At 40.6% G+C, this 25,876-nt stretch carries 26 protein-coding genes; 14 read left to right on the top strand and 12 right to left on the bottom strand.

Going from position 1 to position 25,876, the window contains the following annotated elements; translation table 11 throughout:
• Positions 1-72: 72 nt before the first annotated feature.
• Positions 73-828, bottom strand: coding sequence for a hypothetical protein (locus ACP7H9_RS00005; RefSeq protein ID WP_439222015.1), 756 nt, complete (start codon positions 826-828; stop codon positions 73-75).
• 541 nt (positions 829-1,369) lie between these two features.
• Here ACP7H9_RS00005 and ACP7H9_RS00010 point away from each other — a divergent pair.
• The gene (locus tag ACP7H9_RS00010) at positions 1,370-1,720 is read left to right on the top strand and encodes a LytR/AlgR family response regulator transcription factor (protein ID WP_286822717.1); all 351 of its coding nucleotides are present in this window, start codon (positions 1,370-1,372) and stop codon (positions 1,718-1,720) included.
• A gap of 137 nt (positions 1,721-1,857) precedes the next feature.
• A complete protein-coding gene (locus ACP7H9_RS00015; RefSeq protein WP_286822718.1) occupies positions 1,858-2,208 on the top strand; it encodes a hypothetical protein in 351 nt (116 codons plus the stop codon).
• A 103-nt stretch (positions 2,209-2,311) separates the two neighbouring features.
• On the opposite strand, the gene ACP7H9_RS00020 is transcribed toward ACP7H9_RS00015, so the two are convergent.
• The gene (locus ACP7H9_RS00020; protein ID WP_110013356.1) at positions 2,312-2,524 is read right to left on the bottom strand and encodes an AlpA family transcriptional regulator; all 213 of its coding nucleotides are present in this window, start codon (positions 2,522-2,524) and stop codon (positions 2,312-2,314) included.
• Between the two features lie 224 nt (positions 2,525-2,748).
• Here ACP7H9_RS00020 and ACP7H9_RS00025 point away from each other — a divergent pair, with 224 nt between their 5' ends.
• Together ACP7H9_RS00025 and ACP7H9_RS00030 are read left to right on the top strand one after the other, a co-directional pair.
• Positions 2,749-3,093: a hypothetical protein gene (locus ACP7H9_RS00025; RefSeq protein WP_286822719.1), complete on the top strand. Its 345-nt coding sequence runs from the start codon at positions 2,749-2,751 to the stop codon at positions 3,091-3,093.
• Positions 3,094-3,195: 102 nt separating this feature from the next.
• Entirely contained in the window at positions 3,196-3,654 is a 459-nt protein-coding gene (locus ACP7H9_RS00030; RefSeq protein ID WP_286822720.1) for a JAB domain-containing protein, read from the top strand.
• A gap of 46 nt (positions 3,655-3,700) precedes the next feature.
• Here ACP7H9_RS00030 and ACP7H9_RS00035 read toward each other — a convergent pair whose 3' ends face one another.
• A complete protein-coding gene (locus ACP7H9_RS00035; RefSeq protein ID WP_286822721.1) occupies positions 3,701-4,273 on the bottom strand; it encodes a death-on-curing protein in 573 nt (190 codons plus the stop codon).
• Between the two features lie 148 nt (positions 4,274-4,421).
• On the opposite strand from ACP7H9_RS00035, the gene ACP7H9_RS00040 reads away from it, so the two are divergent.
• The 3 genes from ACP7H9_RS00040 to ACP7H9_RS00050 all read left to right on the top strand — a co-directional run bounded on the left by ACP7H9_RS00040 (position 4,422) and on the right by ACP7H9_RS00050 (position 6,048).
• Positions 4,422-4,898 carry a JAB domain-containing protein gene (locus tag ACP7H9_RS00040; protein ID WP_110013352.1) on the top strand — a complete coding sequence of 159 codons (477 nt, stop codon included), beginning with the start codon at positions 4,422-4,424 and terminating at the stop codon, positions 4,896-4,898.
• Between the two features lie 41 nt (positions 4,899-4,939).
• A complete protein-coding gene (locus ACP7H9_RS00045; protein WP_286822723.1) occupies positions 4,940-5,377 on the top strand; it encodes a hypothetical protein in 438 nt (145 codons plus the stop codon).
• A 110-nt stretch (positions 5,378-5,487) separates the two neighbouring features.
• On the top strand, positions 5,488-6,048 hold the full coding sequence (locus tag ACP7H9_RS00050) for a site-specific integrase (protein WP_439222016.1): 561 nt from the start codon (positions 5,488-5,490) through the stop codon (positions 6,046-6,048).
• 99 nt (positions 6,049-6,147) lie between these two features.
• Here ACP7H9_RS00050 and ACP7H9_RS00055 read toward each other — a convergent pair whose 3' ends face one another.
• The 3 genes from ACP7H9_RS00055 to ACP7H9_RS00065 all read right to left on the bottom strand — a co-directional run bounded on the left by ACP7H9_RS00055 (position 6,148) and on the right by ACP7H9_RS00065 (position 10,036).
• Positions 6,148-7,593 (bottom strand): hypothetical protein, encoded by a 1,446-nt coding sequence (locus tag ACP7H9_RS00055; protein ID WP_439222017.1) that lies wholly within the window; start codon positions 7,591-7,593, stop codon positions 6,148-6,150.
• 177 nt (positions 7,594-7,770) lie between these two features.
• Entirely contained in the window at positions 7,771-8,427 is a 657-nt protein-coding gene (locus tag ACP7H9_RS00060) for an inovirus Gp2 family protein (protein WP_439222018.1), read from the bottom strand.
• 244 nt (positions 8,428-8,671) lie between these two features.
• Positions 8,672-10,036 carry a hypothetical protein gene (locus tag ACP7H9_RS00065; RefSeq protein WP_439222019.1) on the bottom strand — a complete coding sequence of 455 codons (1,365 nt, stop codon included), beginning with the start codon at positions 10,034-10,036 and terminating at the stop codon, positions 8,672-8,674.
• Between the two features lie 178 nt (positions 10,037-10,214).
• Between ACP7H9_RS00065 and ACP7H9_RS00070 the strand changes: the two genes are divergently transcribed.
• The 7 genes from ACP7H9_RS00070 to ACP7H9_RS00100 all read left to right on the top strand — a co-directional run bounded on the left by ACP7H9_RS00070 (position 10,215) and on the right by ACP7H9_RS00100 (position 21,179).
• Positions 10,215-11,249, top strand: a complete 1,035-nt coding sequence (locus ACP7H9_RS00070) for a hypothetical protein (protein ID WP_439222020.1) — start codon at positions 10,215-10,217, stop codon at positions 11,247-11,249.
• A 51-nt stretch (positions 11,250-11,300) separates the two neighbouring features.
• Entirely contained in the window at positions 11,301-12,482 is a 1,182-nt protein-coding gene (locus ACP7H9_RS00075; RefSeq protein WP_439222021.1) for a hypothetical protein, read from the top strand.
• Between the two features lie 53 nt (positions 12,483-12,535).
• On the top strand, positions 12,536-13,888 hold the full coding sequence (locus tag ACP7H9_RS00080; protein ID WP_439222022.1) for a protein kinase domain-containing protein: 1,353 nt from the start codon (positions 12,536-12,538) through the stop codon (positions 13,886-13,888).
• 274 nt (positions 13,889-14,162) lie between these two features.
• Entirely contained in the window at positions 14,163-15,641 is a 1,479-nt protein-coding gene (locus ACP7H9_RS00085) for a DUF6538 domain-containing protein (RefSeq protein WP_439222023.1), read from the top strand.
• A gap of 226 nt (positions 15,642-15,867) precedes the next feature.
• A complete protein-coding gene (locus tag ACP7H9_RS00090) occupies positions 15,868-17,862 on the top strand; it encodes a hypothetical protein (RefSeq protein ID WP_439222024.1) in 1,995 nt (664 codons plus the stop codon).
• Between the two features lie 63 nt (positions 17,863-17,925).
• Entirely contained in the window at positions 17,926-19,965 is a 2,040-nt protein-coding gene (locus ACP7H9_RS00095; RefSeq protein WP_439222025.1) for a hypothetical protein, read from the top strand.
• A gap of 17 nt (positions 19,966-19,982) precedes the next feature.
• Positions 19,983-21,179, top strand: coding sequence for a HEPN/Toprim-associated domain-containing protein (locus ACP7H9_RS00100; protein ID WP_439222026.1), 1,197 nt, complete (start codon positions 19,983-19,985; stop codon positions 21,177-21,179).
• Positions 21,180-21,366: 187 nt separating this feature from the next.
• Here the strand turns inward: ACP7H9_RS00100 and ACP7H9_RS00105 are convergent, their stop codons facing one another.
• The 6 genes from ACP7H9_RS00105 to ACP7H9_RS00130 all read right to left on the bottom strand — a co-directional run bounded on the left by ACP7H9_RS00105 (position 21,367) and on the right by ACP7H9_RS00130 (position 25,663).
• Positions 21,367-22,005 carry a hypothetical protein gene (locus ACP7H9_RS00105; RefSeq protein ID WP_439222027.1) on the bottom strand — a complete coding sequence of 213 codons (639 nt, stop codon included), beginning with the start codon at positions 22,003-22,005 and terminating at the stop codon, positions 21,367-21,369.
• A 186-nt stretch (positions 22,006-22,191) separates the two neighbouring features.
• The gene (locus tag ACP7H9_RS00110; RefSeq protein ID WP_439222028.1) at positions 22,192-23,055 is read right to left on the bottom strand and encodes a toll/interleukin-1 receptor domain-containing protein; all 864 of its coding nucleotides are present in this window, start codon (positions 23,053-23,055) and stop codon (positions 22,192-22,194) included.
• An 82-nt stretch (positions 23,056-23,137) separates the two neighbouring features.
• Positions 23,138-23,665, bottom strand: a complete 528-nt coding sequence (locus ACP7H9_RS00115; RefSeq protein WP_439222029.1) for a TIR domain-containing protein — start codon at positions 23,663-23,665, stop codon at positions 23,138-23,140.
• Between the two features lies 1 nt (position 23,666).
• Positions 23,667-24,116 carry a DUF4231 domain-containing protein gene (locus tag ACP7H9_RS00120; RefSeq protein ID WP_439222030.1) on the bottom strand — a complete coding sequence of 150 codons (450 nt, stop codon included), beginning with the start codon at positions 24,114-24,116 and terminating at the stop codon, positions 23,667-23,669.
• Positions 24,117-24,142: 26 nt separating this feature from the next.
• A complete protein-coding gene (locus ACP7H9_RS00125) occupies positions 24,143-24,616 on the bottom strand; it encodes a TIR domain-containing protein (protein ID WP_439222031.1) in 474 nt (157 codons plus the stop codon).
• 75 nt (positions 24,617-24,691) lie between these two features.
• Positions 24,692-25,663, bottom strand: coding sequence for a toll/interleukin-1 receptor domain-containing protein (locus ACP7H9_RS00130; RefSeq protein ID WP_439222032.1), 972 nt, complete (start codon positions 25,661-25,663; stop codon positions 24,692-24,694).
• Positions 25,664-25,876: the final 213 nt, after the last annotated feature.

The following is a 25,876-nucleotide window of genomic DNA, read 5'->3' on the forward strand; positions in this document are numbered from 1 at the left end:
GTCATCTTGTCACCTAATTGTCTCTTGGTGCATGATAGCACCTCTAATTAGGTGGCCAAATTTAGTTTGCCACTACATATCGAACTGCACAGGTTGCGAATTAAGCTTCATGACCTCATCGGTTAGTGATGGTTTTTCTCTGATTGGAGAATAGGGCACTCTTCCTTTCGTGTTGTCTACGCTTAATCCTTTTTTCTTGCTTAGTTTTATCTCCACAGAGACACCAGTGGCTAACACTGAGGAGCTATTCTTTAGTCTTAGTATAAGCAGTTCGGCTCCACCCCAAACTTTTAGGTAATCAGCGCGGTGGTGGAAAAAGTCAGGGTGTAAACGCTTGCCCTGATTCACGCCAGGAACTCCTGGTAAATTGAATATAGACTCATAATGAGAGGGAGCCTCCAGTGTTGGAATGCTTTCTCTGTCTGGTAGCTGAGTGATAACCCCTCTCAACTTTATATCAGGAGTTTGAAGTTCCTCCATGTCGATGTTTAACAATTTCAGCTCTAATTCAGGCTTTGCCTTTTTGGTTTGTAGTAGTGCTTCAACTAGGTCTTTTCCTACCGTGATAGCGAAATGATAGACAACGCCAATTAGTATTATAATTAAACCAAGCCAAGGGGTAGTCGTCCCCTGAAATAAATCGATTAAAATTTCTGAGTTACCAAAGAGAAGCTCGCAAAAATAAATTAGTGCAACTTGTAGAATATTTATTTGCGACTCGATAACGATCGTGACGCCTGCTATCACCAGGGACCTAGCGATAATGTTGTACGTTTTAGGTCGAATAATTTCTAGAAAACGCTTTAAGCGCTCCAGCCAAACATCCATTTAACGTGCCTCCGAAGTGCGTTGAAAATTATGTGCTACCCGCGCCTGTACTCGCTCGTTTTCATTGTCTACATCAAAATGAGTAAAAACTATTGGCAGTTAACCCTGCAACCTATCAACTGTCAACAAGGAGCAAAATGTCGAATGTAACGGTGGTACGCACGAAGTTAAAACTAGAACGAGCCATCGAAAGGCGCGATAAGACCAATTGCCTTTAAAAGCGCGAACCAACTTTGAATTGCGTAGTTAAAACTCAGCAGCCTGACACCTTGATTTGACCTTTCATCATGCAAAGTGACGGCTTCACGGCTTTTGAGCCCATTCTAATTTTGGTTTGACAAAATAGGGGCAAAATAACTGGACTAATTAACAGGGTGATATGGATATCCAGCATTTGGGGGCTTACCAAATTCTGAACGGCAACAGCTTCTTTCAGCAAAACTTCAAACCTATATCACGGCTGTGCATTGCCAATAATTAAGGAGAGAAGCTATGCACAGATACTTATGTATGGAAAGTTGTTGTTTGCAGGGCTTTGGTCATGATTAATGAGCATGGGCTATTAGCCATTAAAACTGAGCCTGGCAAAATAACTCTCATTGAGAATCCAAGTGTTATCTTGCTACGTGCAGCTGGAAATTATGTCGAACTGTTCTTTGAGGATGGGCGTTTGCTTCACCGGGCAACATTGCAGTCTATGCTTGGGAAAATGCCTGAATACTTCGTACAAGTTCATCGTAGCTATGTTGTGAATTTAAAACACTTGAAGCACATACAGAGTGAGTTAGGGCGTTATACCGAGTGTATTATGTCAGATGGGCAGCAAATTCCTATAGGTCCCCAATTCAGATCGTTGTTAATGATGCAGCTAGGTCTGCAATCAGACGACTAACCCTCCATATTCACCATCAATATCTACCGTTTACTCCCTTATTCGTTAGTGCTCGTCACAAATTACCATCAATTACTGCAGCGTGTGTAACCCTCTAGTCTGAGTCTATTCGTGTTTATTCATCGAGGATTAGTTAAATGGACGTTCGGGTTTATGGGGTACGCGAGTTACCTGATGTAAAGTTGAAGAAGTTATTACGTGACCACGAGTCTTTCGTCATCGAGAAGGTTCCGCGCAAACACTTCAAAGAGGTTATCAAGACGCTGGAAAGTCATATTGAGACACTCGATATGAAGTGCCGAGTTTTTTCAAAGGGACGTAAGACATTAATGGCAGGGTCTTTCTTTGGTCCAACGGCAATATGGGGTGTCGCTTCAGCGGCGTTTATGGGCGCACACAACGTAGCAACGTGGGACCCGGACTATGAAATTGCTAAGAACCGGGTAACTGGCACCTTAACCGTTACCTACAAGAAAAAGGACGACTGAGGGCTCTAGGAGCCCTCTTTATTTTTTGTCTACTCAAGTTCATTGTGCGTTCAGCAATACGTTGCTCTATCCACTCTTAAATTTCGTTTTTGGAATTCGCTTGTTAATAACGGTTTGTGATTGAGTGAGTGTCCTCACCACGTGATTTTCTGAGGCATTGCATTAGCCATTCGTCGACTTCACTTTCTAGCCAGCCACTAGCTCTGCCGCCAAGTAATACTGGTTTGGGGAATCCGTCGTTTTCTATGCGGCGGTAAATGGATGAACGACTAAGGCCAACTTTGTTAATGACTTCTTCTAAACGAATGAATCTCATGAGTTTTCTCCTATCTGAGTTTGTCTCATGGGATTGGTTGACCCTGTAAGAAATTATTTGAGACTGGTTTACGGCTCGCCTTAAGCTCGAGCATTAATTAGTTCGTTGTCTTTAAGCACGCACTCGCCCTTCATTTTGTCCGTCTGATCACAAACAACCCTGCACTAATTAGGCATGTGGAAATCTGGGCTAACGTTTATTCCAATGACTGAAAGGAGCTAGTCATGAAAAGGGCATTATCTATTGCATTGTTTGCTGGACTTTTAGCTGCGTGTAGCGATCCGGATCCTCAAGTAAGTATTGAGGCTTGGGAGCATACCAACCGGCATACAGGTGGCACGTACTTCGTAATTGAGATTACATCAATTGAAGAGCAGGTAACGGTGGAAGATATGTTGGTTAATCGCGGGAACTGCGACTACAGTGATAAAACGCCTTACTCAAGAAAGCCATACCTACCAACCGATCTGAAGTACGGTGAATCTATTGAGCTTAAAATCTACGATGACTGCTCGCTGACTGAGATTGAAGTGGTAACTGGTAGTGGTTCAACCGTCGTCAATTACTAAAGTGCTCTGGGAGCTTAAGGGCTCCCTAGTGTTATTCATCCAGTCGAATTTGAAACCTATATTACCGCTGTGCATTGATACGTTAATACTTAAGGAATCGATATGCACAAGCAAATACAAAATGATAAGAGCGTTTTGTTCAACTCAGAGCGAGAGTTGTTGAGCAAAGCGCATCTCCTAATCCAGTCACGATTTAAACAGGGAGAAGGCTTTACCGAGCCTTCAATGGTTAAAGAATTCGTCCAGGGGAACTATCAGCAGTGCTCAACAGAAGTTGCGGGTTTACTGCTACTCGATAGCCAACACCGACTCATAGACAACGTTGAGTTTGAAGAGGGTGAAGAACTGGCAGCTTCAATGGTGTACCGCGAAGTTCTCAAGGTTAATGCTGCCGCTGTTATTGTCAGTTACTTCTCACCTTCTAAAGAGCTGAGTCACTCTGGCAAAGAGCATGAGTTATCAACACTTAAGTCGGCCCTGAACCTGATTGACGTAGCACTACTGGACTGCATGCTCGTAACTGATGAGGTCGTCTCGCTTGCTGAGCGGGGGCTACTATGACTGGGCGGCTGTACTGCTAGGGTACAGCCGTTTTGCATCCTGAGTTTTATAAATCGACCAATCTGACCCAACGCTTTCTGCGACCACCTAACCACGTCTTCTTTATTTTTTGGCAAGCCCCGTAGTCTCCGTTTACGTCATAAGCCATTTTTATAGCGGCAGTAAGCGACACAGCCATGTCTTCATCGAGAGCTATATCAGCAATGTCCATAGGCACATGAGGCCGTTGAAGATGGAGAGACTCAACATAGCTTTCAGCTCCTGCATAAGCACCGGAAAGGCAGATAGCTAAAGTTTCATGGTCTGCGTGTCGCTCTACGAAATTGTAAAGGTACTGCTGTGTACAGACAAAACCGTGACCGTAGAGCCTAAGGAAAAGCAGGGCGCAGACCAAAGCCGTATCACCGCTTTGTCTACCAAAAGCGTTTGAGCGAATGAGCTGGTACGCGTAAACGCCAGCCGCTTCAAAAGCTCCATATGTCGGGTTATTCCAAATTTCGTTGGACGCTTGTTTTACTGCAGACTCCAACGCATCCCTTTTAATGTAGTAAGGGTCGTCGTGAAAGTGATTGTGGATGAGTTCGATATGCTTTGCGTCAAAGGTAAAAGGGTTATACATGATGACTCCAAGTTTCTGTTGTGTTGATTGATCGTGCTTGCTTTCAAAGCATCGGTCGGAGCCGTAATGTTTTATTGCGATAGTTAAGAGCCCATCAGATTTCAGACCTATATCACTGCTGTGCATTTACCAAATTAGGAGGTTAACAATGCACACACTTGATAAAGGCTGTTACTCATCAGCCAACAATGAAGCTGAGCGAGACGTTTTTCATCGCGCCAGTCAGATCCTGGAAGAGCGTCACTTACGAGGCCAAGAGCCTTACAACCCGAACGTCATTAAGGACTTCCTGACGTATAAGCTGGCGCACTACGAGCGTGAGGTATTCAGCATCATCTTCCTGGATGAAACGGGACACTTCATCGAGTACCGCGAGCTGTTCTACGGCACCATCAATGCGGCCAGTGTGTACCCACGGGAAGTGGTTCGAGCCGCACTGGAAACCAAGGCGTCTTCACTCGTCCTGTCACATAACCACCCCTCAGGAGAGCCGGAGCCTTCCAATGCGGATATCCGTTTGACGGAGCGCCTGAAAAAGGCCCTGGCTATTATCGACGTTGACGTGAAAGACCACATCGTTGTCGGCAAAGAGTGCGTGTCATTCTCTGAGCGCGGTCTTCTTTAGCGCTAGTTCACTTGTGTAACCAAATACTGGAGTAAAGCTTTATGGCGGCAATATTTAAGACACCGGCATCTAGAAAGTGGGTAGTGCTGGGAATTAAGGCAGCAATAACAGCACTGGCACTTTTACCGCAATTGCGAGAGCGCCAGCAAAACACTGGATGCTTACGGTCAGAGTCAGACTTTCCTAACGCTATGTCAGCAAGCCCACTGGGCCTGCTCCTGCTCGATGAGCGGGGCTATGTCATCACGTCCTACCAAATCCGTCACCACATCAGTGATGACTCTGCGGTTGATAGTGACGGCATAAAGCGGGCAGCGTCCAAAGCGAAAGCGTACGGAGCTGTTTTAACGTTCGACAAAGGTGTCTATGCCAATGGCCTGTCGATAGAGCCTGACGTTGTTGAGAGCGTTAGAGCGGCTTTGGAAGAGGCTGGTGTACGATTATTTAACCAAAGCTTTTCGTCTAGAACGGGACCTTAAAAAGCTGTTCCGTTTCTAGTCTATTAACGACACTACAGCCCTTGTCTAACGAGGGCTTAAAAACGGAGTGTCGTAATTTTTAAAGCATAGAAAAATAAGGAAACTTAACCATGGCTGAAGTACAAGCAGTGAAGGACTTGGACCAGGTGAAGCTTATTGGCCATCTCCTTCGAAAAACCTACGGTCAACAGATAGCTGATATCTGGAACGTAGGCTTAAACTTAGCTTTACGCATTTCTGATTTACTGTCAATTCGGTTCAGTGATATCCAAGGGGATAGATTAGTTCTCAGGGAGAGCAAAACCGGGAAGTTAGCAAGTATCAAACTCAATGATAAAGCTAGAATGGTTATTGAACGGATACGTTCGGAGCACCCTGACCATACTTACTTGTTTCAGTCCTATCGTAATCGCTGGTCTCTTAACCAGTCACCCAGGCCATTGAGCAGCCGGTATGTAAACCGTGCGATCTCAATGATCGGTGAAGAGGTAGGGTTAGACCTGGGAACGCACTCAATGCGTAAAACACGAGGCTATCACCTCTACAAAAACACTAACGACCTTGCACGGGTCATGAAGATGCTCAGACACAGTAATGAGGCGGTTACCTTGCGTTACATTGGTATTACGCAGGAAGACGTTGATAGGGACTTTGTTGAGCTGGAGATTTAAGGGGAATGCTCCCCTTTATTTTTCACTAAAATTTTCAAACCATTATAGGAGTCAGAATTAATTATACTTGCTCGCACAAGCTTAGTGAGCTTAAAGTCTTTATATCATCAAGTCTTCCGGATTAACTTGGAAATGTTTTGACTGAAGCTCGTAGCTCACCTTTACTGCACGTATTGCAGATTCAAGCTGTCGTATAAATGCTCTAGTCTTCCCATGTAGCTCAGGATTAGCCACCATAAATTTTGCTAAAGCGTGCCCCCATTCTTTACCTTTTATTGAGCGGTGTGTTTCTGAGTTGTGCTTATACACTTTCTCAAAATCCTTACCTTTTTTTACCTTCGACCAGTCTGCCTTCATCAAATTGGTTACGTCATGCCCTTTCGATTTGTCTAAATCCACTGCGATACCTATCAGTTCTTCAAGACTGAAGTTTGCGAACTCAAAGTCAGGGTTGTTTTCAGCTACGAGCCCACAAACTTTGCCCTTGTTTACTTGTGTTTTTATTGTTCTAACATTTTCACTTACGTCTTTATCGTAGGTGATAAAACTAAAGCGTCGCAGTTCTATGTCTGCGGATAGGCAGTCAGAAAGTTTTAGAGCTATATTGTGTTTCTCTGTAGCGATATTACCTTTTAAATCCACCACTTCAATATTCAATTTTGCTGGGGAAGGGATTATTGCGAGAACTGCATGTAATTCCGTGGGCCCCTCAACATACCAACGCACGCGGCTACCGCTAAGCAGGCCAAATTTTCGTAATAGGTTATCTTTAGCTAAATATTGATTGTCGAGCGGGTGTACAGAGCCATAAGCTAGAGCTCGAGCGTCGTCTCCCCAGTAACCAGAGCAATAATCTTCTTGATGCCACCTTACATTATGTACTTCTTCGAAACCGAGCCTTAATACTTCAGCTATATGTCGGAGCCACAACGATCCTGCAATAGCACCTTTAAGGGTACTGCGATTTTCCCAATGAGAGAGCCTCAGGAGAAGGTATAGCTCAGAGTTGTCATCCATTTTAGCCGCATCAAACTTGATTGATTGATGTACCTTCTTCCACTGATCAACATCTAGCTTCCCGAGAAGTTCGAAGGCTACTTTTTTGTATTGGAGGACATCTTTATCTCTTGATAATTCGTTGAAGTGGTTGAATCGAATCAACCCAGTTATGGAGGGCCAAAAAACTGGTTCGAGAATGATCGCTAGGTCAACAATTTTGTTCCAAACCGAAGCTTGCTCAAGTAACCCGCAATGCTCTTGTGTTCTGGAACGTAAAAGTCGATTCAAAACCATTAGTCGAAAAGGATGAAAAGTCGGCTTGGTATCATGCAAGTTGCCATCGGACTTTAGAAGCCCAAGACTGTGAAACTCTGAGGGCTCACCTGAAACGACACCACGTATAGGAAGACCGCATTCTCTTGCAAAACGAATAAACTGTGGTTCAGTCTTGAGGTTGTTCTGACTTAGTTCTAACCATTTAGTGTTTATAATAGACTTCAGTTTTTTATCATTAAGCAGTTCAAGCTGGTCTTCACTTAGTTTCATTAGTTCCTGCCTTGTTTGCACGGGTACCATAGCATTTTGCTTAGACTAGCAAGCTTTTGTCTTTTCATGAATCGCTTTGTTAGAGGCTTATCGTAACCGCTTTATACGCTTAAATAGCACATGATGAGGTTATCTTTTTACCGGGTTAAACCGTCGACTAGTTTTCTAATGGGCTAGCTAACCGAGACTATAGCCAATGTTACGGGTACCTTGCCCGTACTCTTTAGTTTCAAGCTTCGCCAAATAGCTGGTACGACGAAATGCCTTTAAAATGCTCTCTTGTGAATATCCTTGCGAAGAATTTACTCTGTAACATGCGTAGTAAGGGAAGTAGACGCCATTAGCCCCAGTTTTTGTGTCAACTTTTAGTGCACTAGCCCAAGACTTGATGACTCGTTTTGCTAGGTTATTGCAGTTACTACTTAATTTACCAAGCCCGTTGTATCGGTTGCCATTAAGAATTAGGACTACGTGATAGTGGCATCCCATAGCAGTTGCTTTTTCTTTAACCCACACATACCTAACTTTGGTTCGATGACGGCGCATACCTATCTTTGCAGCTGAAACCTCTTCGTATTTAATGCGAGCGCGTAAAGACTCGAAGAATGCTGATATGGCAATTGAACTAGGGAGATTTTTGAGCTCTTTGGGGTACCTAAGATCAAACCTAAATATGAATACCTTACTGTATTCATTCATCGCATTGTCGAATACCAGCTTTATAGTGTCGAGATAATCCTTATTTAATGGTCCCTTATGTGTTTGAACTGGTAGACCATTGTAGTTGCTGTTTTGCCATAGGCTCTTAGGTGTATGTGTGTTGGATCCTTTCATTTTTTGTTCCTAGTAGTTGTTGACTCATAGGAACAATGCAGACCAGTATTTTATTACAGGCTTTACTTCATGACCCATGTAATTGGCTTTAATAGTGACAGTAATAGTGACAGTATTATTACAACCTACAACGACCGGAGCTCGAATCAACGGCAAACCCAGTGAACCTGATACTTTTAAGTACAGTGGGACTGAATCTGGTTTTTCCGCAGTTAGGTTTATTTAACCACTGCAGTTTTATCAACTATTTTTGTGCGGCAGTTTCGTTTTGTGGTTGAGTGATGACAAGGACTTTGTCGTTATACTCGTCGACAGTTAACCAAATGTGCTGGTCGTGTTTTAGTTGGATAAACTGGCTCAATTGGAATGCCCAGGTTATTGCTATATCCAGCAACATATTCGCGAATAGATTAAGATTTTGATCCGGCCTTACTGTATTTGAACTTGCTTCGTGCGAGTTTATTTCTTCAGTATCCCCCCTAAAACCGAAGTCAACTAACTTATTGTGTTCAAATTCTATAGATGGGCTTTCTGATGTTCGCTCTTCTAATACTAAATTTTGTCGATTCAAAGCATTAGTTGAAAGGAATGAGTGAAAGGTTTCGATACATGCGCTAATGAGTTCATCTGTTGCTAGTATACGTTCTCGATATTGTCGTACGTCGAGTTTTAAGTTGCCCTCATTAGGGTCACTCAGGGCTAGGTTAGTCGAGTTGTGAATTTTTCTGGCAAGTTTAGCTATAATCATTGAGCAAATAACCGCCTCTCGTTTCCGAAAATGTGCTGGCTTTCTCGTAAATACGGGCTCACAGCTACTCCTCTGATTTAAATCATCACAGTAAGCTGGCGGGTCAGGAAAGTTTGCACCCATGTTTTTTAATGTGAATCGAAGCTCATTACCTCCGAGAACGGGAAGTACATGTCGCTGGAATGGCATGGTCGGGAGTTCAATCGAAAACCTCTCTCCTTTATCAATCAACGCATGATGCGGTGCAAGATCCTCACAAATTTTTTTTATAAGCGAGCGATTGAGTAAGTATGTACTTTTCCATTTGCCGAAAATTCCGCCAGCAGCCCTCCCTGTTGATAGCTGCAGAAGCAACCCAGTTTCAGATAGTTTTCTTATCTGACCTTTCGTTTGTGCATTAGTAAATCCAAGTGCATTTCTGATTTTCGTAGTGGATATTTCGTGAACCTCAAATTCAGTGTTAGCTACGGTAACTAGGTAGCACAAAGTTGCTATGTTCTTGCGAGTTAGCTGCATCTCCCCAATAGAAACCTTCGCATGATAGATGAACTTCCACAGGCATAATGTTAGGTCATTGTGCAATGACTGAATGGTTATTAGGCTTTTCGGGTTCAATTTCCAGTGTGTTTGGTTTCTTAGGGTTTCTAGATCGAAGTGTTCATATCTCGAGATCAGCGCAGCATCTTCAAGTGATCTGAGGCGAGTTGGAGTCTTATTCTTTTCCAGCTGATAGCGAGTTAAAATTTCTTTTGAGTTACCTTTAAAAAGAAAGTCATTATCTTTATTTGCAATTAAAAAATTAAGTAGCACTATATTTTGGTCACTAATTTTTTCTGGAATCTTTGCTATAGTAAACCCCAAAATAAACCCTATTTTTCGTAGTTGATATACTAAAAAATAATCTACATTAAATACTTTATTAAGTAAAATTTTAAAATGCGTTTTAAAAGGTTTTTATTTGTGTTGATTTGTTGATGTAATCTTTTGTTTATTTCTGTAATCTTGTCGGCTTATATGGTTGGTTTTGAGGGCTTGAAATATGGATTTGGCTACCGCGATAAAGCGATTTGATTTAGCGAAGAAGGCTAAGGATGAGGATGACAAAGCGAAGCTTCTAAACTTCGTACAGAAGAAAGTTAGGGACATAAATCCAACGTACCAATGGGTTCCACAACCGACCCAGTCATTTGGGGAGTATCTGGCCGTGAACACGTTTTATGGCGTTGGTTTCGGGGTACCCAGGCTTGAGGCTAAAGAGATGGTCCTATTCAAGCACATTGCCCAGGAGGCTAATAATTACATCAACGGGGTCATACGCAAGAAAAGTAAGGGAGTAATTTCTAAACATGTAGAGCTAACTCCCGACGGGAGACGGGCTTTACGTAAACTGGCCAAGAAGTGGAATGCAACTGAAAACCTGGTCGTTGATACGCTATTGTTAGACGAGAGTCTGTACGAGCAGAAGCATAGCGAATTTATGAAAAATGTTAATGCAGAAGTTACTAAGCTTCGAACTGCTAAAAGGGATCTTGTGGATGAGAACCGGAGTTTTCGAGACAAGGTTTTACACCTCAAGGCTCAACAAGCTGATTTAAAAGAAGCAATTGCTTCAAAGAGCAAAGCGCTGGTGGAAGCTAATGAATTAATCTATAAGCTTTCTCAAGAGCTAATGAGCCAAAATGATAATGAATCTGTGAATATCGATCTTGCGGACAATGATAGTGACGATGATCAGATGAGTAAAAACGACTTAATTTCTCCAACTGAAATAGTGGAAGAGCAGGATAGTGTGGATGAGGTCGAGGAGCCAGAAGGTTCAGATAGGGTTTCAGATAAGTCTTCGACAAGCTTCAAAGCATTTTATACCCAAGATGACCAATTCAAGGCAAGCGTTTTCTCGGTAGCTGGTGTCGAACGAGAGCTGCCATTTAAACGGAATGATCCGCTTTTAGTTCCGGAACCGACTCGAGAGTCCAGCCGACCAAACAGAGCAGCAATTCTTGCTCGAGCTAAAGAAAGCCAAAGCGACAAAGGGCGTAAGCGGTTACAGCGAAAGAACTCTAATACTGACTGACGCGTATACCGGAGCCATTCTGCTCAGTATCAATAATGATAAGGATAACAGATGCATGAACGCCAATTACGGAAGCTAGCAGGTAGACTTCAGGCAGTAACCAGAAATACGACAATAGTTGAAGGTTATCCTTGTGCCGAAATTGCTCTCCAACTTAGAGAGCTGGCTGACTATACCGCTCGTATTTATTCGAGTTCCGAAGTCTCCTCGGGTGATATATTTAGTTACGTTTATGTAAGGTTAATGAACTTCACCACTGAAGTTCTCGCATCTTCAACTCAAGAAGTTTCTGATGGAACTCCTCTATTAGACGTAACCGATCGGGAAAAAATAGAAAAGTTCGAAAATGGATTACTGGAATATTTGACGTCAGCACCTCACGACTACTTGGTTCGCTTGTTAATTCAAACAGGTGTAAATGAAGAAGTTGCTTGTTGGAGGTTAACCGAATTTCTACACTTAGAAGTGTGCCTTGAAGCCCCTGCAGTTCAGAGTCCAGGTGGAGGGAGGTCTCGAAATCTGTATTTAGTGATGCCGGTCAATGGGTTTTACTCACCAAAACTCGAGTGCAGCTTAGCACGTAGGTGCATTCAATTAGTTAAGGTTTTCCTGTTTGTCGCGTGGTCGCTGCATAACAAAACTTATAATTTGGAGTTTAGGAAAGACTATGCGAGTCAGGGGTCTTTTGATAAACATGTAGTGTCGAATCGTTATCTCGAAGTTCTAAAACCAAAAGGGATATGCCCGTTACCAATTAGGCTTCCTCCTGAACTTGCATCTTTTGTTGATGGCTTTGCCCTGAGGAACTGTGTAGGTGAGTTAACGCTTGATTCGTTGTCACCTATAGCCCATGAGTCATCAATAGAAGCTGAGCGTGTTCGAGCGGCTATAGAGTGGTATATTGATGCTGTTATGAGCGAGGCTGAGACTGTGAAGTTTATACAGTTCTGCATTGGATTGGAGTCTTTACTTGGCGATGAGCTTAGTGATGTCCCGCTGTCGAAAACACTGGCTGACAGGTGTTCTTATTTAGTTTCCAATACTATTCATAATAGAGCTGTAATACGAAAGCAGTTTATGGAAATGTATAAGGTTCGTTCAAAAGTTATTCATGGGACCTCGAGAAATATGACTGACAAGGAGAGAGAGCATTTGGAATTTGCGCGTAGGATGTTATCGGCTTGCATAGCAAAAGAGATTGAATATTTGGCAAGTGCGCATGAAAGAGCCTAGTTTAAATGGCGTTAGTCATTCTGAGGTGGGTCAATGAAAGGTAGTAAGTTTTTATGGTTGCAAAGAAAGTAGAACCAGGTGGGCCTCCTTGGAAGGCTAAGCATGATGGAATTCCCCAAAATTGGAAGCATATTGGGGAAGGGGGAAATGCTCATGTATGGGCAGATAAAAGGCTCGCAATCAAGCGACTGAAAGCATCTGTTTCGCTAGAGTCCAGAAAACGCTTTGAGAGAGAAGCTTGGATTTTCGATGAGCTATCTAGGGAAACCGATCTTTCAGTTGTCCCTGTTCTTGAGGTTCGGGAACGTGCTGACCAGCTGGAAATAGTGACGGAGTTATTAGATGGCAACCTTGCCCAAGAGATAGGTGCCTTTAGGGGAGAGGTTGAAAAATCAGTAAAAGCATTGCTCCCTATTGTAAAAACTCTTCATGTATTAGCAAATCGAGAGCAGCGAATCCATCATCGCGATATTAAACCGGAGAACTTGCTTTACAAAAAGCAAGCCGGTGAAATTAAATTATTATTAAGTGACTTCGGTTGTGCCTATCTTGCTGGAGGAGAGCGCCTCACGCCAGACCGACGGGCTATAGGTGCATGGGCTTATAGACCACCAGAGTATAGCGCTGGAAAAGCTGACTTAGTGAATGAAAAAGGGGATGTTTTTAGCTTAGGTAAAGTTTTATGGGCAATGGTAAATGGACAAAGGCATGTTGTATTCCCATGGGGATTATGGTTTTTGGACGAATTCGACTTAGCAGCTAAATTCCAAGATAAACCACTGATGCATCATGTAATGCTTCTAATTGGCCAGGCCTGTGATATTAACCCTGAAAAAAGACCTACACTGGATAGGTTTGCTAGCAATTTAAGGCAACTGATCGAGCTGGAGAATAACTTGAATGATGCTGAGCTAAGCTCTCGTATGCTCAAAAAAGAAGCAGAGAGAGAAATTGCGCATAAGCAGAGAAAGCATTTTGCTTCAAGGTTTGTGCGGACTATTTATTCTGACTTTACCTCGGCAGTTGATGAACTGCATAGAAGGAGTCCAAGCTTAAAACTTTTTCAGGAATGGGCTAACGAGATGGAATCCAGTCGGCAGTCGGAGGATGTTCTTATCTATCAATTCGCCGAGAAGGAGTCAGATGCCCACATTATAAATGTGTTTTTTCTCGATACACTTTTATCGACACGATTTTATCCGGCAGGCCGCATACAGAGTATAAGATTCTCACTCTCATTAGGAGAGAGAGCTGAGGGGGGAAGCTACTCGCAGTTGACGATTTATGGTAAGACTGATGGGCTTACTGCTGAAATGACTTATGCGGATGGGGCAACGTCTGAGGAAGAATATGGGAATAGAACAATTTTTAACTTCTTGCTAGACGCTGCAATACTTCTTCCATAGTTAAGGGTTTTAACGGGTCAGCATGTTAAACGTTGACGAGCCCCTGAACTGTTGGACGATAATATAAAGATGAACTTTTGTATTCCCAATTGTATTCCTAATTTTTTATGATTTTCAAGAAATCGTTATTAATCAACCGTGTATAATTAAAATTAAACTCCCGCCAGCTCCACCACATTGATTGAAGCCCCTGATTTCAGGGGCTTTTTCTTTTTCAGCTCGGTAAATCCGCGTGATCTGGTACACAAACTGGGACACAAGGAGTGGAGCTGAAATGGGATCATTACTGCCATCTTATCTTTTCCAACGCAATCAAATTTGGTATTTTCGACAACGTGTTCCCGTTGAGTTAATAACTGTTTTTGGCCGCAAAGAATTCAAAACGTCACTCAAGACTCGCGATGTTAACGTTGCAAAACGACGAGCCATCTCGATCGCGTCTCGACTTTGGAGCCAATTTGACCTGTTCCAGAGTGAGATGATGAAGAAAGATAACGATGCATTTGCAGAATTAATTACGCTAAAAGACGTGAAACTGGGCGATTCGCATTTTGGCGAAGTGGTGATTGATCACGACGATGACGCTGAAAAAGAGCAAGCGACGTTAAACGCCTTTCTTGATGTTATTCATAAAACCAATCAAGAAGGCTCGCTGTCAAAGTCGACAGTTCAATCACAGACCAGCGTTAGCATTAATACGGCCATTGGCGAATACATTGCAAATAAGCGTGATGAGGTAGATAACGACAGCCTTGCTGATGAAAAGACTATTAATGCCACTGAAGGTAAACTCAAAAGGCTAGTAGAAGTTTTTGGTAATGTTTCGGTTGACTCTTTGATGCGAAAAGACGCCGAACATTTTAGAAATGTGTTGTTGAAGCTTCCCAAGAACATGAACAAGGTTCGTGAATATCGGGATCTAACCCTTACCGAAGTATTAGCCCTGTCACCAACGGACACGCTCAGCACGTCAACCGTAAAGTCCTATACCGAAGTTGTTTCAACTTTCTACAAGTGGTGCAGGCACAATCAATATACCCAGTTTAATCCCTTTGAATCATTGCGAGTGAAAAAGCCCAAGAGTGCAAAAAAGGAAATAGAGGAGCGAGATCCATGGGAGCCGTCTCAGCTCAGTGCAATGTTTGCGACTCCTATCTTTACCAATCATGACTTCAAGCACAGTTTTTACTATTGGCTGCCACTGATAGCTCTGCACACAGGCGCACGGTTGAATGAAATTTGTCAGCTCTATCACGATGATATTGTGACAATAGACAATCGTCTCTTTTTCCGCTTTTGTGAAGATCGCGACGACCAAAAACTGAAAACTCGCAGCAGCAGGCGCGTTATACCTGTCCATAAAGATCTGTTGGAGCTGAATTTTGAAGGCTATTTAGAGGCAAGCAAGATAGCAGGTGATGAACGGGTTTTTCAGTCACTGACGCACTCACGGGACGGATACAGTAAAAACGCGTCGAGCTGGTTTTCTCGTTTCAGGAAAGCCCACAACCTGAAAATAGACGGGAAAAAACAAGATTTTCATAGTTTCCGTCATAATGTGTCTGACTTTTTCAAGCAACAAGACGTTCCTGATACACAAGCTGCCGCGATACTTGGTCACGCTGACCAAACCATAACATACGGCCGATATGGAAAAGACTTACAGGCATCCAAATTAGTTAATTTGATTGATAAGCTGGAATTCTCAGATCATTTAAGGCAAGTTAAACCTTGGGATATTAAAGATTTTTAAATCAAATGGGCTAGTGTTCAGTTACTGTGTTCGGCTGATAATGGCCGTGATTGTAAAGCGCATGTGTTCGAAAATAACTTATTCCTACCAAAGGTATGCTATCGAAAAATTTATTCATAGTGTTATATAGGCAAAATTGCCCATTTCTCATGTTTTATGCAATTGAATGCTATTGGCTCGGTTTCTGATCACAATTTAATTGATAAACGACTAAAAAGGTGAGTTTGTGAAAAAAGGTCATAGAAATCGAGTAGTTTTTCACTCCGTACATGACATTTCAGGAGGGCACAGTTTATCGTTAGCTGAGAAGATACTAGATCAACACTGTGATGAGGACGATTACGGTTACAATATTAATGATATAGTTGAACTCTACAATATAAAATTATTTTTTGATAACGGACTGTATCTTAAAAGTTGGTCTGAATCTGATAAAGAAAAATACATCGATAAAGTCAAAGGCTTAAGCTCGACTATCGGTAGGTTTTTTTCTCAATTAGATGATGCTAAATTTGTTGAACAATACAATCAATTATCATACCAATACCTAGATTATTTTTGGTGTCTGGTTAATAACTATCAAGCTTTCAAAAATATTTCCTCAAGTAACTTCAAAGAAATACTAAAGGTCAACCCTAATCACATTAGAAACGTATTGCGCCAAAAATTTATAGTTAAAAAATATAAAAATGAAATTTGTGAACTTTTAAAGAGCTACGATAGAAGTGCAGAGATACTCCTATCTATATATGAAGTTGATGGGGAGCCAAATAGTTACAAGTTATACTTGCCGGACTGTTTGACTAACGATGATAAAGAAAGAATAGTATCAAACTACATAGCCTCCGAACATTGTGGTACAGGGTATTTGAAACTAATTCAGAACTCAAAAAGACACAGTGACTTTGTTATTTCAGATAAAGTTAGGCTCGAAGCGAAACGAAAATACCAATTAGAAGTAGATAAAATTTTCAACGGCACTTCACGTGGAGTCATGAAGTTCGGGGTTTCTATTCGTTACCGAGAGAAAGCAGAAGAAAAGGTTTCAGTAAGTTTAGAGGGTAGTAGAGTAAATTACGAATACAGCCTTGATTATATTAGAAAAAACAATGAGCTATATTCGCTATATCGAAATTTTAAGATATTATTTGACTATGTAGACAATCAAAACCGAATAACTTTAGTTAGCAAACAAAGCCAATTAGGTGTGCTTGAACGATTCATGGGAGTTCGCTCAAGGAGTGAATACATATATGGAATGGCATTTACTCAATTAGATATGGCATCCAGCGCTCAAATTTTCTCCTATGCTAAGGTGCTGCTCGATTTAGATCAATCCTTAGAAAGTATTCTTCAGTATGTTTTCAATAAACTCTTTTCTGAGCGATATGGATTTCCATCAAACTCCTTTTTAACCGTCCCTACAGCCAGCGCGTCAGCTTTAGAAAAGGTTAGAACAATAGCACCGGAGTTGGAGTCTATTCTAAAACAGTACAAATTATTTGTTGAGAATGGATATATTGACTTTGAATTGCTACAAATTACATCGGGACCTACTTTAATTTGCAATATTCCAAGCCTAAATAAGAATAAATACATATATAGAAATTCAGGTTCAATTGATCGAGCAATGGATTTATTTTGTTCTGATCAAACTCTTTTGGCGTATGTTGAACCATTCAAAGACAAGCAGTATAAAAACTTTATTGAGCTACTGTTGAATGAGAGTGAGATTCTTTTTAGTAATTATGAAAAGTACCAACAGGATAATCTTAATTATCTTATAGATAATAGCTACATATTCGTCGATGAAAACGATCGAGTAAGAGTTAGAAGTTGGGAAAGGGTGATTATAATAAAGGATTTATTTGAAAATGAAGTGTCATCCTTATATAGGTATCCTAAGGAGCTAAGACGCGAAGCAATTAAAATGGAAGAAGAAAGTTTAGTCTATTTTGAGAGTTCTTTATTCTCGATACCAGAGCAAAATTATTTTAACTACTTCCTTAATAAAAGAGAGTTTACTAATGGATTAGATCTTAGAAATAGCTATTTGCATGGAACTCAAGCTAACCCAAGTGAAACAGATTTACATGAAAATTCTTACTTAATTTACCTTAAGCTTTTAACCTTGATTCTTTTGAAGTTAGAAGATGATTTAGCTATTTATTGTGAATTCGACAATATCTGTGATGATATATTAGGTAGGACAACATTTTAATTTAGTTATCTATTATTGATTTACTGAAGTGACATAATATCAGATATGCGGAGATGAGACGGCATGGATGACGAAGTTAAAGATTTTTTTGTAGAGAAAATAATCAAGAATAAAATCAAGCCACCAACACGCTTAAACTTTTCTTTAGAGAAGTGGAATAAAGAGTGGGTGAAGATAGAGGACTGCGCTTCTGGGCGGGACAGAAAAGTCTATAAAGCTGGTGTCATAATCGATAGCGCACTTGGAGATATTCGAGAGAAACTAACTGAGCTTTATAACAGTGCCCCAAAGACTAACTATGAACGATTAATGCTTGCTTATGTAGCTATCTCTAACCGAACAACTTCTGTTGCACTAAAGCTAGCAAAACGGACAACGGTGTCAAACATACAATCGATACTATTAAAAAGCAATGAACAAGGAAATAAGCAAGGTGTAGGTGAGCTTTTTCATGGTGCTGTTGACGGACAACAACTAGCCATCAAAGAGTGCTTACGTAGCCTAGAAAATGGTCGGAAAGTTAAATTATCAAAAGAGCCAATCGAAGAAATCGAATTTATACTGAGGGAATCGTGGTTGTCTCAGTTGTATTGGACCTACACGCATCTTTGGCAATGTGTTTTATGGTCTGATTATCATTTAGTTGAGGTGGATGAGGGAGAAAAGATTTTTTCTATTAAACAGCCAATGACACCTTATGAAGTTGCATTTATGGATAGTGCTAATCGTAAGGAGCGACTTTCTGGACAAATTGCCATGATGGCAACAAGGCCTAATATTAGAGCTAAGTTTTTGGATGATAAGTATGTAGTAATAAAGCGTGAAAACAAAAAGAGAGTAGCTTCGGTTCAACCAGTTAGTGATGCTGGAGATGAGTTAATAACATGGAATACCCAATGGAGAATAACTGAATACGAACTTTACTCTCATTACCCTGAAAGTTGGTTAAATGATGACTATGGACAAGGTTTTTGTTTATCTGAAATATTAGAAATTATGAGATGCTTAATGCTCATGGCTAACGCTGCGAAGAGTAAATTCCCAGAAGATGATAGTGTTTTCAATGTTAACAAGCTGAATGAGTTTTGCCCGAAAGTCCGAGCTTTTTCACTAAAGCGTGCATTGTGTGATGCCACAGGTTTAGATTTTAAAAAAATCAATCATATAGTTGATTTTTTGACAGCAAAGTCATCACTAAAAGGTGACTTGTGGTGCCAGCCACTAATCAAAACAAGTCAGAATGAGTACGCCTTAATGGTTAGCGCACTAAGCTCACCATCAGTATTTAGAGTTTTCGAACAATGGGCCGTTGAGGTTGGAATAGACTTGAGTGAAAAAGGATACACTTACGAAAAAACGGTTGTAGACGAACTCAATTATGCTTTGGAAACAAATCAGTTAGTGGACAACTACGATAAAGGCGTGTCTAAGCGAGTTAAAATCGATTCTGATGAGGAAGAATTTGATTTGTTAGCTAGAATTGATGATCTGATTATTGTCGGTGAAGCTAAATCCATTGTTACAACAGATTCAGAAATTTCGAAGTATCGTACATCTGAGATTCTTCAGCATGCTGGTCAGCAAGTAATTAGAAAAACTGGCTTTTTGAAAGATAATCTACCGGAAGTGTTTGCGCGTTTGGGTTGGACCTTTGATAAAAGCAAAGATTATAAGTTTGTTCAATTTATTCTAAATAGTAGTGGTATTTTTGTTGGGCATAACTTTAATGGCATCCCAGTGATTGATGAGAGAATACTCTCTGCTTATTTCGAATCTAGTCGAATGAATTTAATGAGTGTAGCGTCAAAAACAGGCACAAAGGCAATAGCTTGGTATAAGCTATACGAGAATCTTGAGGAATTGAAAGCCAACTTTCAAATATATGTTTCAAACCCTCCGCAACTAAATGGCAGCGAAGATTGCTATGAATACAATGAGATAGGATTCCCATATATGACAAGTGATTCATTCAGGCTGTCGAAAAACTATCTTGTACTGAAAGAGAAAGGACCTTTAGCGGTTATGGAACGAGAGCATCACTTTCAGGTGATTAAGTCAGCTGATTATGATTTTGAGTCTTCGAAAATAAAGATTGCTATGTAATTTGGCTGGAGGCTTATATGGGAAGCTACGCGAATATAAGTATCAATAACAACGAGCTGTTATCTTGGAAGAACACTTTTGATGAATGGTATTTCAGAAGACAAGATAGGCTTCGTGATGTTGGAGATGACGAAGATCCGAGAGGGTTTATCGGCTATAAAGTGGATGCAAAAACGCTTAGGCGGCGACTGCAATTAGCTGGTCACGATCTACGTTCTGCTGAACTGGATTTCAATGATATAAAAAGCTCATGGATCTTGGAAATGAAAGAAAGTCTTGAGCTTTATCGTGAAAGTTCTGATAGCTTCGATGCGGATATGTCGAGTCAGATAATAGCTGATTTAAAAGTTGTAGAACAACACGGATTTAAAGACTGGTTGCGTAACCTTCCCAAATTTTTTGAAAAATCTAGTGAAAAACTCGAAAGAAATGATTTTAGTTCAAAAGTATACATTGAAGAGGAACCATTACTATCTTTCATGCTGTCAGAGTTTCACAGTGTTTATGACGATGATCAGGGATTTGCAAGTTCAACTTTCCCATGCATGCATTGTGAAACGTATGCCGTAGCTCTATTGGAAATATGTACAGATGAAGATGAGTGTGTACTCGATATCACTGATTTGGTCGAGGGGGGATGGGTTAATGACTTTGATGATATTGCGCAAGTCCAAGCGGGAGAGACTAAGTTTCATGAGCATTTCCGTGCGTCATTAGAAGAGCTTTCGACTTTAAATGAATCGGATGTTAACGTAACGTTACAAAGAATGGTTTTTGCTAGTGTCATTACCGCTATGGAAGCGTACTTATCAGACACTATGAAGCGTCACGTGCTGAACAGAAGTGCAATTAAACGCAGATTTGTTGAATGTCATCAATCGTTTAAAGGGAAGTTGGCTAAAAAAGATATTTTTTTGTTCTTTGATTCATTGGATGAGACACTAAATGATGAAATCGACAAAATTTCTTTTCATAATATCGATACGGTAAAGGAGCTGTACAAAAAAGTACTAGCCTGTGAGTTTTCTGAAGACAAGCTATCTACTCTGCGCCCATCGGTATCCATTAGACATGATATTGTTCATCGTAACGGTAAGAAAGTAGACGGTTTTTCGGTCAATGTTTTGCAACAAGATGTTAGAAAGCTGATCGAGCTAGTGCGTAGCGTTATTAAAGATATTGATCTACAAATAATTGATGGGTTTTTGGCCTAGTCACGAATCGAAGAGCTTAAAATTTGAGAGGAGCCAACCGCTTTACCTCCCTGTAAACGTGAAGCTCACAATCAAATGATAGATACATCAGTATCGCTTTCCTAGAGTCATTAGCAGCGATGCTGTTGGATAAACTCTCTTTAGCAATACAAGTTAAATATCCAGCACAGTAATCAAGGTAACTTAATCAGTCCGAGTATCTGATGTCGCAATTGTCATCAGTTTTCTCTACTTCTGTGTATAAATTTAAAGCAGATTTTGCGACTTCATCAATATCTAGCGTCATCCAAATGTTTCTCATCGAATTCTCAACTGAGAATCCACTCATTTCCCGAATTGAGGGTATTGCCAAATTAACTTTATTTAATTCATCTTTTAACGAAAAAAGTTGGTCTAATTTATAACAGTTAACTGCGAGATTATTTCTTACTAAAAGCTCAATGTGATTAGTGGACAAGCTACGAAATTCAGTCGCTGGAATTCCTGCAAAGTGTTGAACCTTGCCTTTAATAATTAAATCCAGAGTATTTAGGTGTCGTGTTCGTGCTTCTTCAAACACTTTCACCAATGCGGCGAACTCTTGTTCTTCTCGATGATCCTCTTTCCAAGAAGTAATCAGATGCTGTGCGATCGCGAACCAAAGAGATAAAAGTGTAGATAAAACAACCATTCTTTCTATAGTTTTTCCATTCATACCTCGCGCCACAAAAAAATTTCGACATCGTTTTATATAAGAAAGCTTCAGAAATTGATTAAAAAAAACTACTGTCAAAATACAACCTAAAGGCAAAATAATCATTAGAGTATATTCCAATGTACCCAACATAATTCCTCTATTTTTAATTGTTAACTTGGGGACAGTATTAAGAGCGAAGCGACACCGCAAAGTAGATAACGCTCTTGAAAAGGCTAGAGCGCCGCTATAGCCCCTCATTTACTGGCTTGATGCAAAGTTTTGACGCATCTTTTGTCAAAAAACTCTCGACGCTAACCGAGCTAAGTTGATTCGTTGTTACCCATTATTAGATTTTTTTAAAACGGCAGTCATATGTGCATATGACTGCGAAATAAGTGAAGTTGTATTAACCAATATGTCTCGACCGGTATTTTCTCCAAGCCTACGCACGCCGATTCTTAGGCTGTATTCTTCGCCTTGGTCGTTACCACGGATCACAACTTTCTCAACCTTTTCTCTTTCGTTGACGAGCAGAGGACGAAAATCTGGACGCCCTTCGAAGTATTCATTTATGATTTGAATGATATAAGCTCTTGCGTGTTCCTCACCTAACGCAAACTTAATTTTTTCATATTTCTTAGTTGCTATCGACGAGCATAGAATTTCAATATTAGTAAGGCAGGAGTATGGCTGATTCTGTGCCTGTTCGACAAAATTTAATATTATTGCAAATAACCCGTTTACATCGCCCCAGTCGATAGACCAATCTACATGGTATTCAGGTTCTTTTGCCCTTGCGAGAAAAGGGCTTGTAACTTTCGCTATACCCTCAACTACGGTCTTTAAGCCATCATCGAAATTGGTTCTAAAATCCGCATATAATTTCCCTCTTGCAAAAAGAGGTATATCGCAATCCTCAAGTAGTACAGGCATCACAACAACTCGCTTTTCTTCAAGTTCTCGTAGGAGGCCTGAAGAAAGCTCTTTTTTACACCACTCTGATACGACGGAGGACTTTGATAGAATGACTAGCAATGCACTAGCACCGTCTACAGCATCCTGAACTTTGTCAATAATCGATTCGCCAATGCTTAGTTCCCAGCGATCAAGCCATATATTTATATTTCTATGCACCAATTGAACGGCAAGTTGATCTACGAATTCTTTATCTTCATGGGAGTAACTTATAAAAATTGGCATAACTTGTAGTTCTCTTTATATATCTTACGGGTGTAACCGACGCGAGCTGGTAAGCGTTCTAATTGACGGGGTTATTAAACGCTTATCCATTTCGCTGTCGCAAAGGGCCACTGTTGTTTATTAGACTAGTAGAGCTTGATCTGGCTAATTCTATGTACTGTCTTACTGCTTCATGACTTTGGGTGAATGTGCTCCAATCAATCCATACCGCGAATTCAGATTGAATATTGTCGTGCAGTCTATCTGGGACGGTATACTTATTATCTGCATTCAGTGGATTTGTAGGCAAATTCACACCAATCAGGGCATGCTTTTTATCTAGTGTGGCTTTTATTTCCCAATCAACAAATTTTCGCCAAGGTGTTTGTGCGCCACAAAGAACAATTGTGCAAGAGCTACCAGTGATATAATTTTCCCGAATTTTACGAATAACGTAATCTGTTCTATCGCTATTAACTGCACGCTCTACAGAGTTATCTTGAACTACGTTATAGGTATTTGAAAATGAGTTAATAAATGCGTCGTAATAGAAACGGTCATTACCATGGTGGTAACTTATGAAAACTTTCCTTTTAACTGCGCCAAGACCGGAGAGTAATCCATTAGTCATTTTAAGTCGTCCTTCCGTTTGGTTTTGTGTTTTCAACGCTTGCTTGAGTGTATTGAGACCACGTACTGTTTTCTTTGGAAATTAGACTTTCGACTCTTTGAACGAAAAGACGGAATGGCTCTTCTTCGTGATAAGGCTCTGCTTTAGTCAAGTAAAGAAATTTCTCGTGCTTTAAGGACTCACACGTAGTTCTATATTCAGTCCAATTCTCTTGGAATTGATTCAAGCTAATGGCCGCTGAAATTACGGCGATAGATGCACCTAGAACTCCAAGAACCAAAGTAACCGGAAATGGTTCTGTAGCGAAGCCAGCGATTAATGGAATGGCGGCAGCGGCAACTATTTCTGCTCCTCTAAGGCGCTTAAACCATCTTTGAGCTCCTTGGCTCTTTCGGTCATACCAGTCAATTTGGTTGTCGAGTCTAGAACTTATATATTCCTCATCATCCATGCGCTGTTCCTACTTTTGTTTAAGTTTCAAATGCACTCTTTGAGGGCTTTACTTACTTTTTTTGCTCTAAAACCATATACCCAGTTCGCACCCACTCCTTTGAGCTCCTTGGGTGAGAGATCACTTCTATCTTGTTTGACAGCAACAATTGGCTTGGACAGACGTACCGCTTCTCTAATTTCATAGTTAATCCACTTACGAGAATGAGTGCTACTTCCTATTAGGACGAGCACAATATCGGACTCTTTAATTCGCCTTGTAAGCTCTCGTTTTAGCTCATTGTCTGTATTGGTTGCAAGCGAAATGTCTGCCGACATATCTTCGAATTGAATATCAAATTTATCATTTTTGCTCCAAGCCTTGAGCAAGCGTTTCAAAGCTCTATCTTTCTCATAGTAATAACTAACAAATACCCTGTTTTCTCTGAACAACTCACTCACCAGCCTGTTGGTTGTAAGAAGTACTCCTAGTCCACCTAAAATCGTAACTAATGGGTGCAAGTTTGTATCCTTTCTTTCTAAGCTTAACGTTTGAGTAACGCGCCCGAGTTAACAGCTTGGCCTTTGATACGTTTGTTATGCGTTTTTTCCACTTGTCTTTTCATTCTTACTTAAAGCTAAAGCTATACCAACTGCTGACTCTAGTAACTTTGGATCGAAACTATTCGATACTATTTCTTTAAATGCCGAGTCATTATTTATATTCCAGTGCTGAAAGACTTCTTTAACGTCATCGGGAGTTACAACATCACCGTATGCTTGCAGGTAAAATTTACCAAAAGAAATAGCGTGTAAACGGTCTGAGTTTTTCAGTGATTCATTCATGTATGATTTGCCAAGTGTGAAAGCATACTTAGAGGACGCAACTAGAAGACCCACTCCCATTAAACCTTTAACCGTTAACAGAGCAATTGTTATTGTATCAAAATCTTTCCCTAAGCTTTCGTTGATAAGAAAGAATGCAAAGTAGACACCTAAGATTAGCGCCATATATCCAGCGGCGTACCATATATTCGCACTAAACTTTAAGGAGCTCTCTCTTTTATTCAATTTCTCTTCGGCGTCCTGAATGAACTCTGTTTTACTAACCTCTAATTTTTCAGCTTGCTCTCTCTTAAACTTTATTTTTTCTTGGCGTTCTGCGCTGTGACGCTCTATTGCTCTATGAATATTTGAAACTACCTTATTTAAGCGAGTATCTATAAGGTTTGGAACAGTTTCAACAAATCGATCCAATAGGAAGTCAGGAATTTCAATATCCTCACCGATTACAAGTGGAAGAAATAAACTATCACCGACTGCATCCATTTGTGCTTGAGCAACTGCGATTTCATTTAGAACGTGTTTAGAATTCAACGAGTTTTCAGTGATTATTGCTACTACTGCATCAGCAGAGTGTAGAAGGGCATTTAGCTCTTTAGATAAGTTTGAACCCATGGATACTGAGTCAACGCTCACTACTTCGTGACCAAGCTCTACAAGCCCTTTTTTTAAGGCATCATGAAGGCCTTTATCCATATGGCTGTGAGAAATGAATATCTTACTCAACTTAAACTCCTATTAGACACATGACATGTGTTTATTGTGTGTGCACACTTTGCAATTCGTTCAATTTGTAGTTGCCAGCTTTACTTACTGGAAAAAAGCAGTACTGCTTAGAAATTCTCATACAAAGCAAAAGAAATTTGAGCATGCTTAGTTTCACTATCAATGAAGCACAACATGCAACTTTTTTTCACTATGTGATTGACATTAAACGAC

This window comes from Idiomarina sp. ST20R2A10, from assembly GCF_051842345.1.
In the GTDB taxonomy this organism is placed as follows: Bacteria; Pseudomonadota; Gammaproteobacteria; order Enterobacterales; family Alteromonadaceae; genus Idiomarina; species Idiomarina loihiensis.

Excerpts from the sequence above, each read along its gene's own strand:
- ACP7H9_RS00005 (WP_439222015.1), bottom strand. The coding sequence starts at position 828 with ATGGATGTTTGGCTGGAGCGCTTAAAGCGTTTTCTAGAAATTATTCGA.
- ACP7H9_RS00010 (WP_286822717.1), top strand. The coding sequence starts at position 1,370 with ATGATTAATGAGCATGGGCTATTAGCCATTAAAACTGAGCCTGGCAAA.
- ACP7H9_RS00015 (WP_286822718.1), top strand. The coding sequence starts at position 1,858 with ATGGACGTTCGGGTTTATGGGGTACGCGAGTTACCTGATGTAAAGTTG.
- ACP7H9_RS00020 (WP_110013356.1), bottom strand. The coding sequence starts at position 2,524 with ATGAGATTCATTCGTTTAGAAGAAGTCATTAACAAAGTTGGCCTTAGT.
- ACP7H9_RS00025 (WP_286822719.1), top strand. The coding sequence starts at position 2,749 with ATGAAAAGGGCATTATCTATTGCATTGTTTGCTGGACTTTTAGCTGCG.
- ACP7H9_RS00030 (WP_286822720.1), top strand. The coding sequence starts at position 3,196 with ATGCACAAGCAAATACAAAATGATAAGAGCGTTTTGTTCAACTCAGAG.
- ACP7H9_RS00035 (WP_286822721.1), bottom strand. The coding sequence starts at position 4,273 with ATGTATAACCCTTTTACCTTTGACGCAAAGCATATCGAACTCATCCAC.
- ACP7H9_RS00040 (WP_110013352.1), top strand. The coding sequence starts at position 4,422 with ATGCACACACTTGATAAAGGCTGTTACTCATCAGCCAACAATGAAGCT.
- ACP7H9_RS00045 (WP_286822723.1), top strand. The coding sequence starts at position 4,940 with ATGGCGGCAATATTTAAGACACCGGCATCTAGAAAGTGGGTAGTGCTG.
- ACP7H9_RS00050 (WP_439222016.1), top strand. The coding sequence starts at position 5,488 with ATGGCTGAAGTACAAGCAGTGAAGGACTTGGACCAGGTGAAGCTTATT.
- ACP7H9_RS00055 (WP_439222017.1), bottom strand. The coding sequence starts at position 7,593 with ATGAAACTAAGTGAAGACCAGCTTGAACTGCTTAATGATAAAAAACTG.
- ACP7H9_RS00060 (WP_439222018.1), bottom strand. The coding sequence starts at position 8,427 with ATGAAAGGATCCAACACACATACACCTAAGAGCCTATGGCAAAACAGC.
- ACP7H9_RS00070 (WP_439222020.1), top strand. The coding sequence starts at position 10,215 with ATGGATTTGGCTACCGCGATAAAGCGATTTGATTTAGCGAAGAAGGCT.
- ACP7H9_RS00075 (WP_439222021.1), top strand. The coding sequence starts at position 11,301 with ATGCATGAACGCCAATTACGGAAGCTAGCAGGTAGACTTCAGGCAGTA.
- ACP7H9_RS00080 (WP_439222022.1), top strand. The coding sequence starts at position 12,536 with ATGGTTGCAAAGAAAGTAGAACCAGGTGGGCCTCCTTGGAAGGCTAAG.
- ACP7H9_RS00085 (WP_439222023.1), top strand. The coding sequence starts at position 14,163 with ATGGGATCATTACTGCCATCTTATCTTTTCCAACGCAATCAAATTTGG.
- ACP7H9_RS00095 (WP_439222025.1), top strand. The coding sequence starts at position 17,926 with ATGGATGACGAAGTTAAAGATTTTTTTGTAGAGAAAATAATCAAGAAT.
- ACP7H9_RS00100 (WP_439222026.1), top strand. The coding sequence starts at position 19,983 with ATGGGAAGCTACGCGAATATAAGTATCAATAACAACGAGCTGTTATCT.
- ACP7H9_RS00105 (WP_439222027.1), bottom strand. The coding sequence starts at position 22,005 with ATGTTGGGTACATTGGAATATACTCTAATGATTATTTTGCCTTTAGGT.
- ACP7H9_RS00110 (WP_439222028.1), bottom strand. The coding sequence starts at position 23,055 with ATGCCAATTTTTATAAGTTACTCCCATGAAGATAAAGAATTCGTAGAT.
- ACP7H9_RS00115 (WP_439222029.1), bottom strand. The coding sequence starts at position 23,665 with ATGACTAATGGATTACTCTCCGGTCTTGGCGCAGTTAAAAGGAAAGTT.
- ACP7H9_RS00120 (WP_439222030.1), bottom strand. The coding sequence starts at position 24,116 with ATGGATGATGAGGAATATATAAGTTCTAGACTCGACAACCAAATTGAC.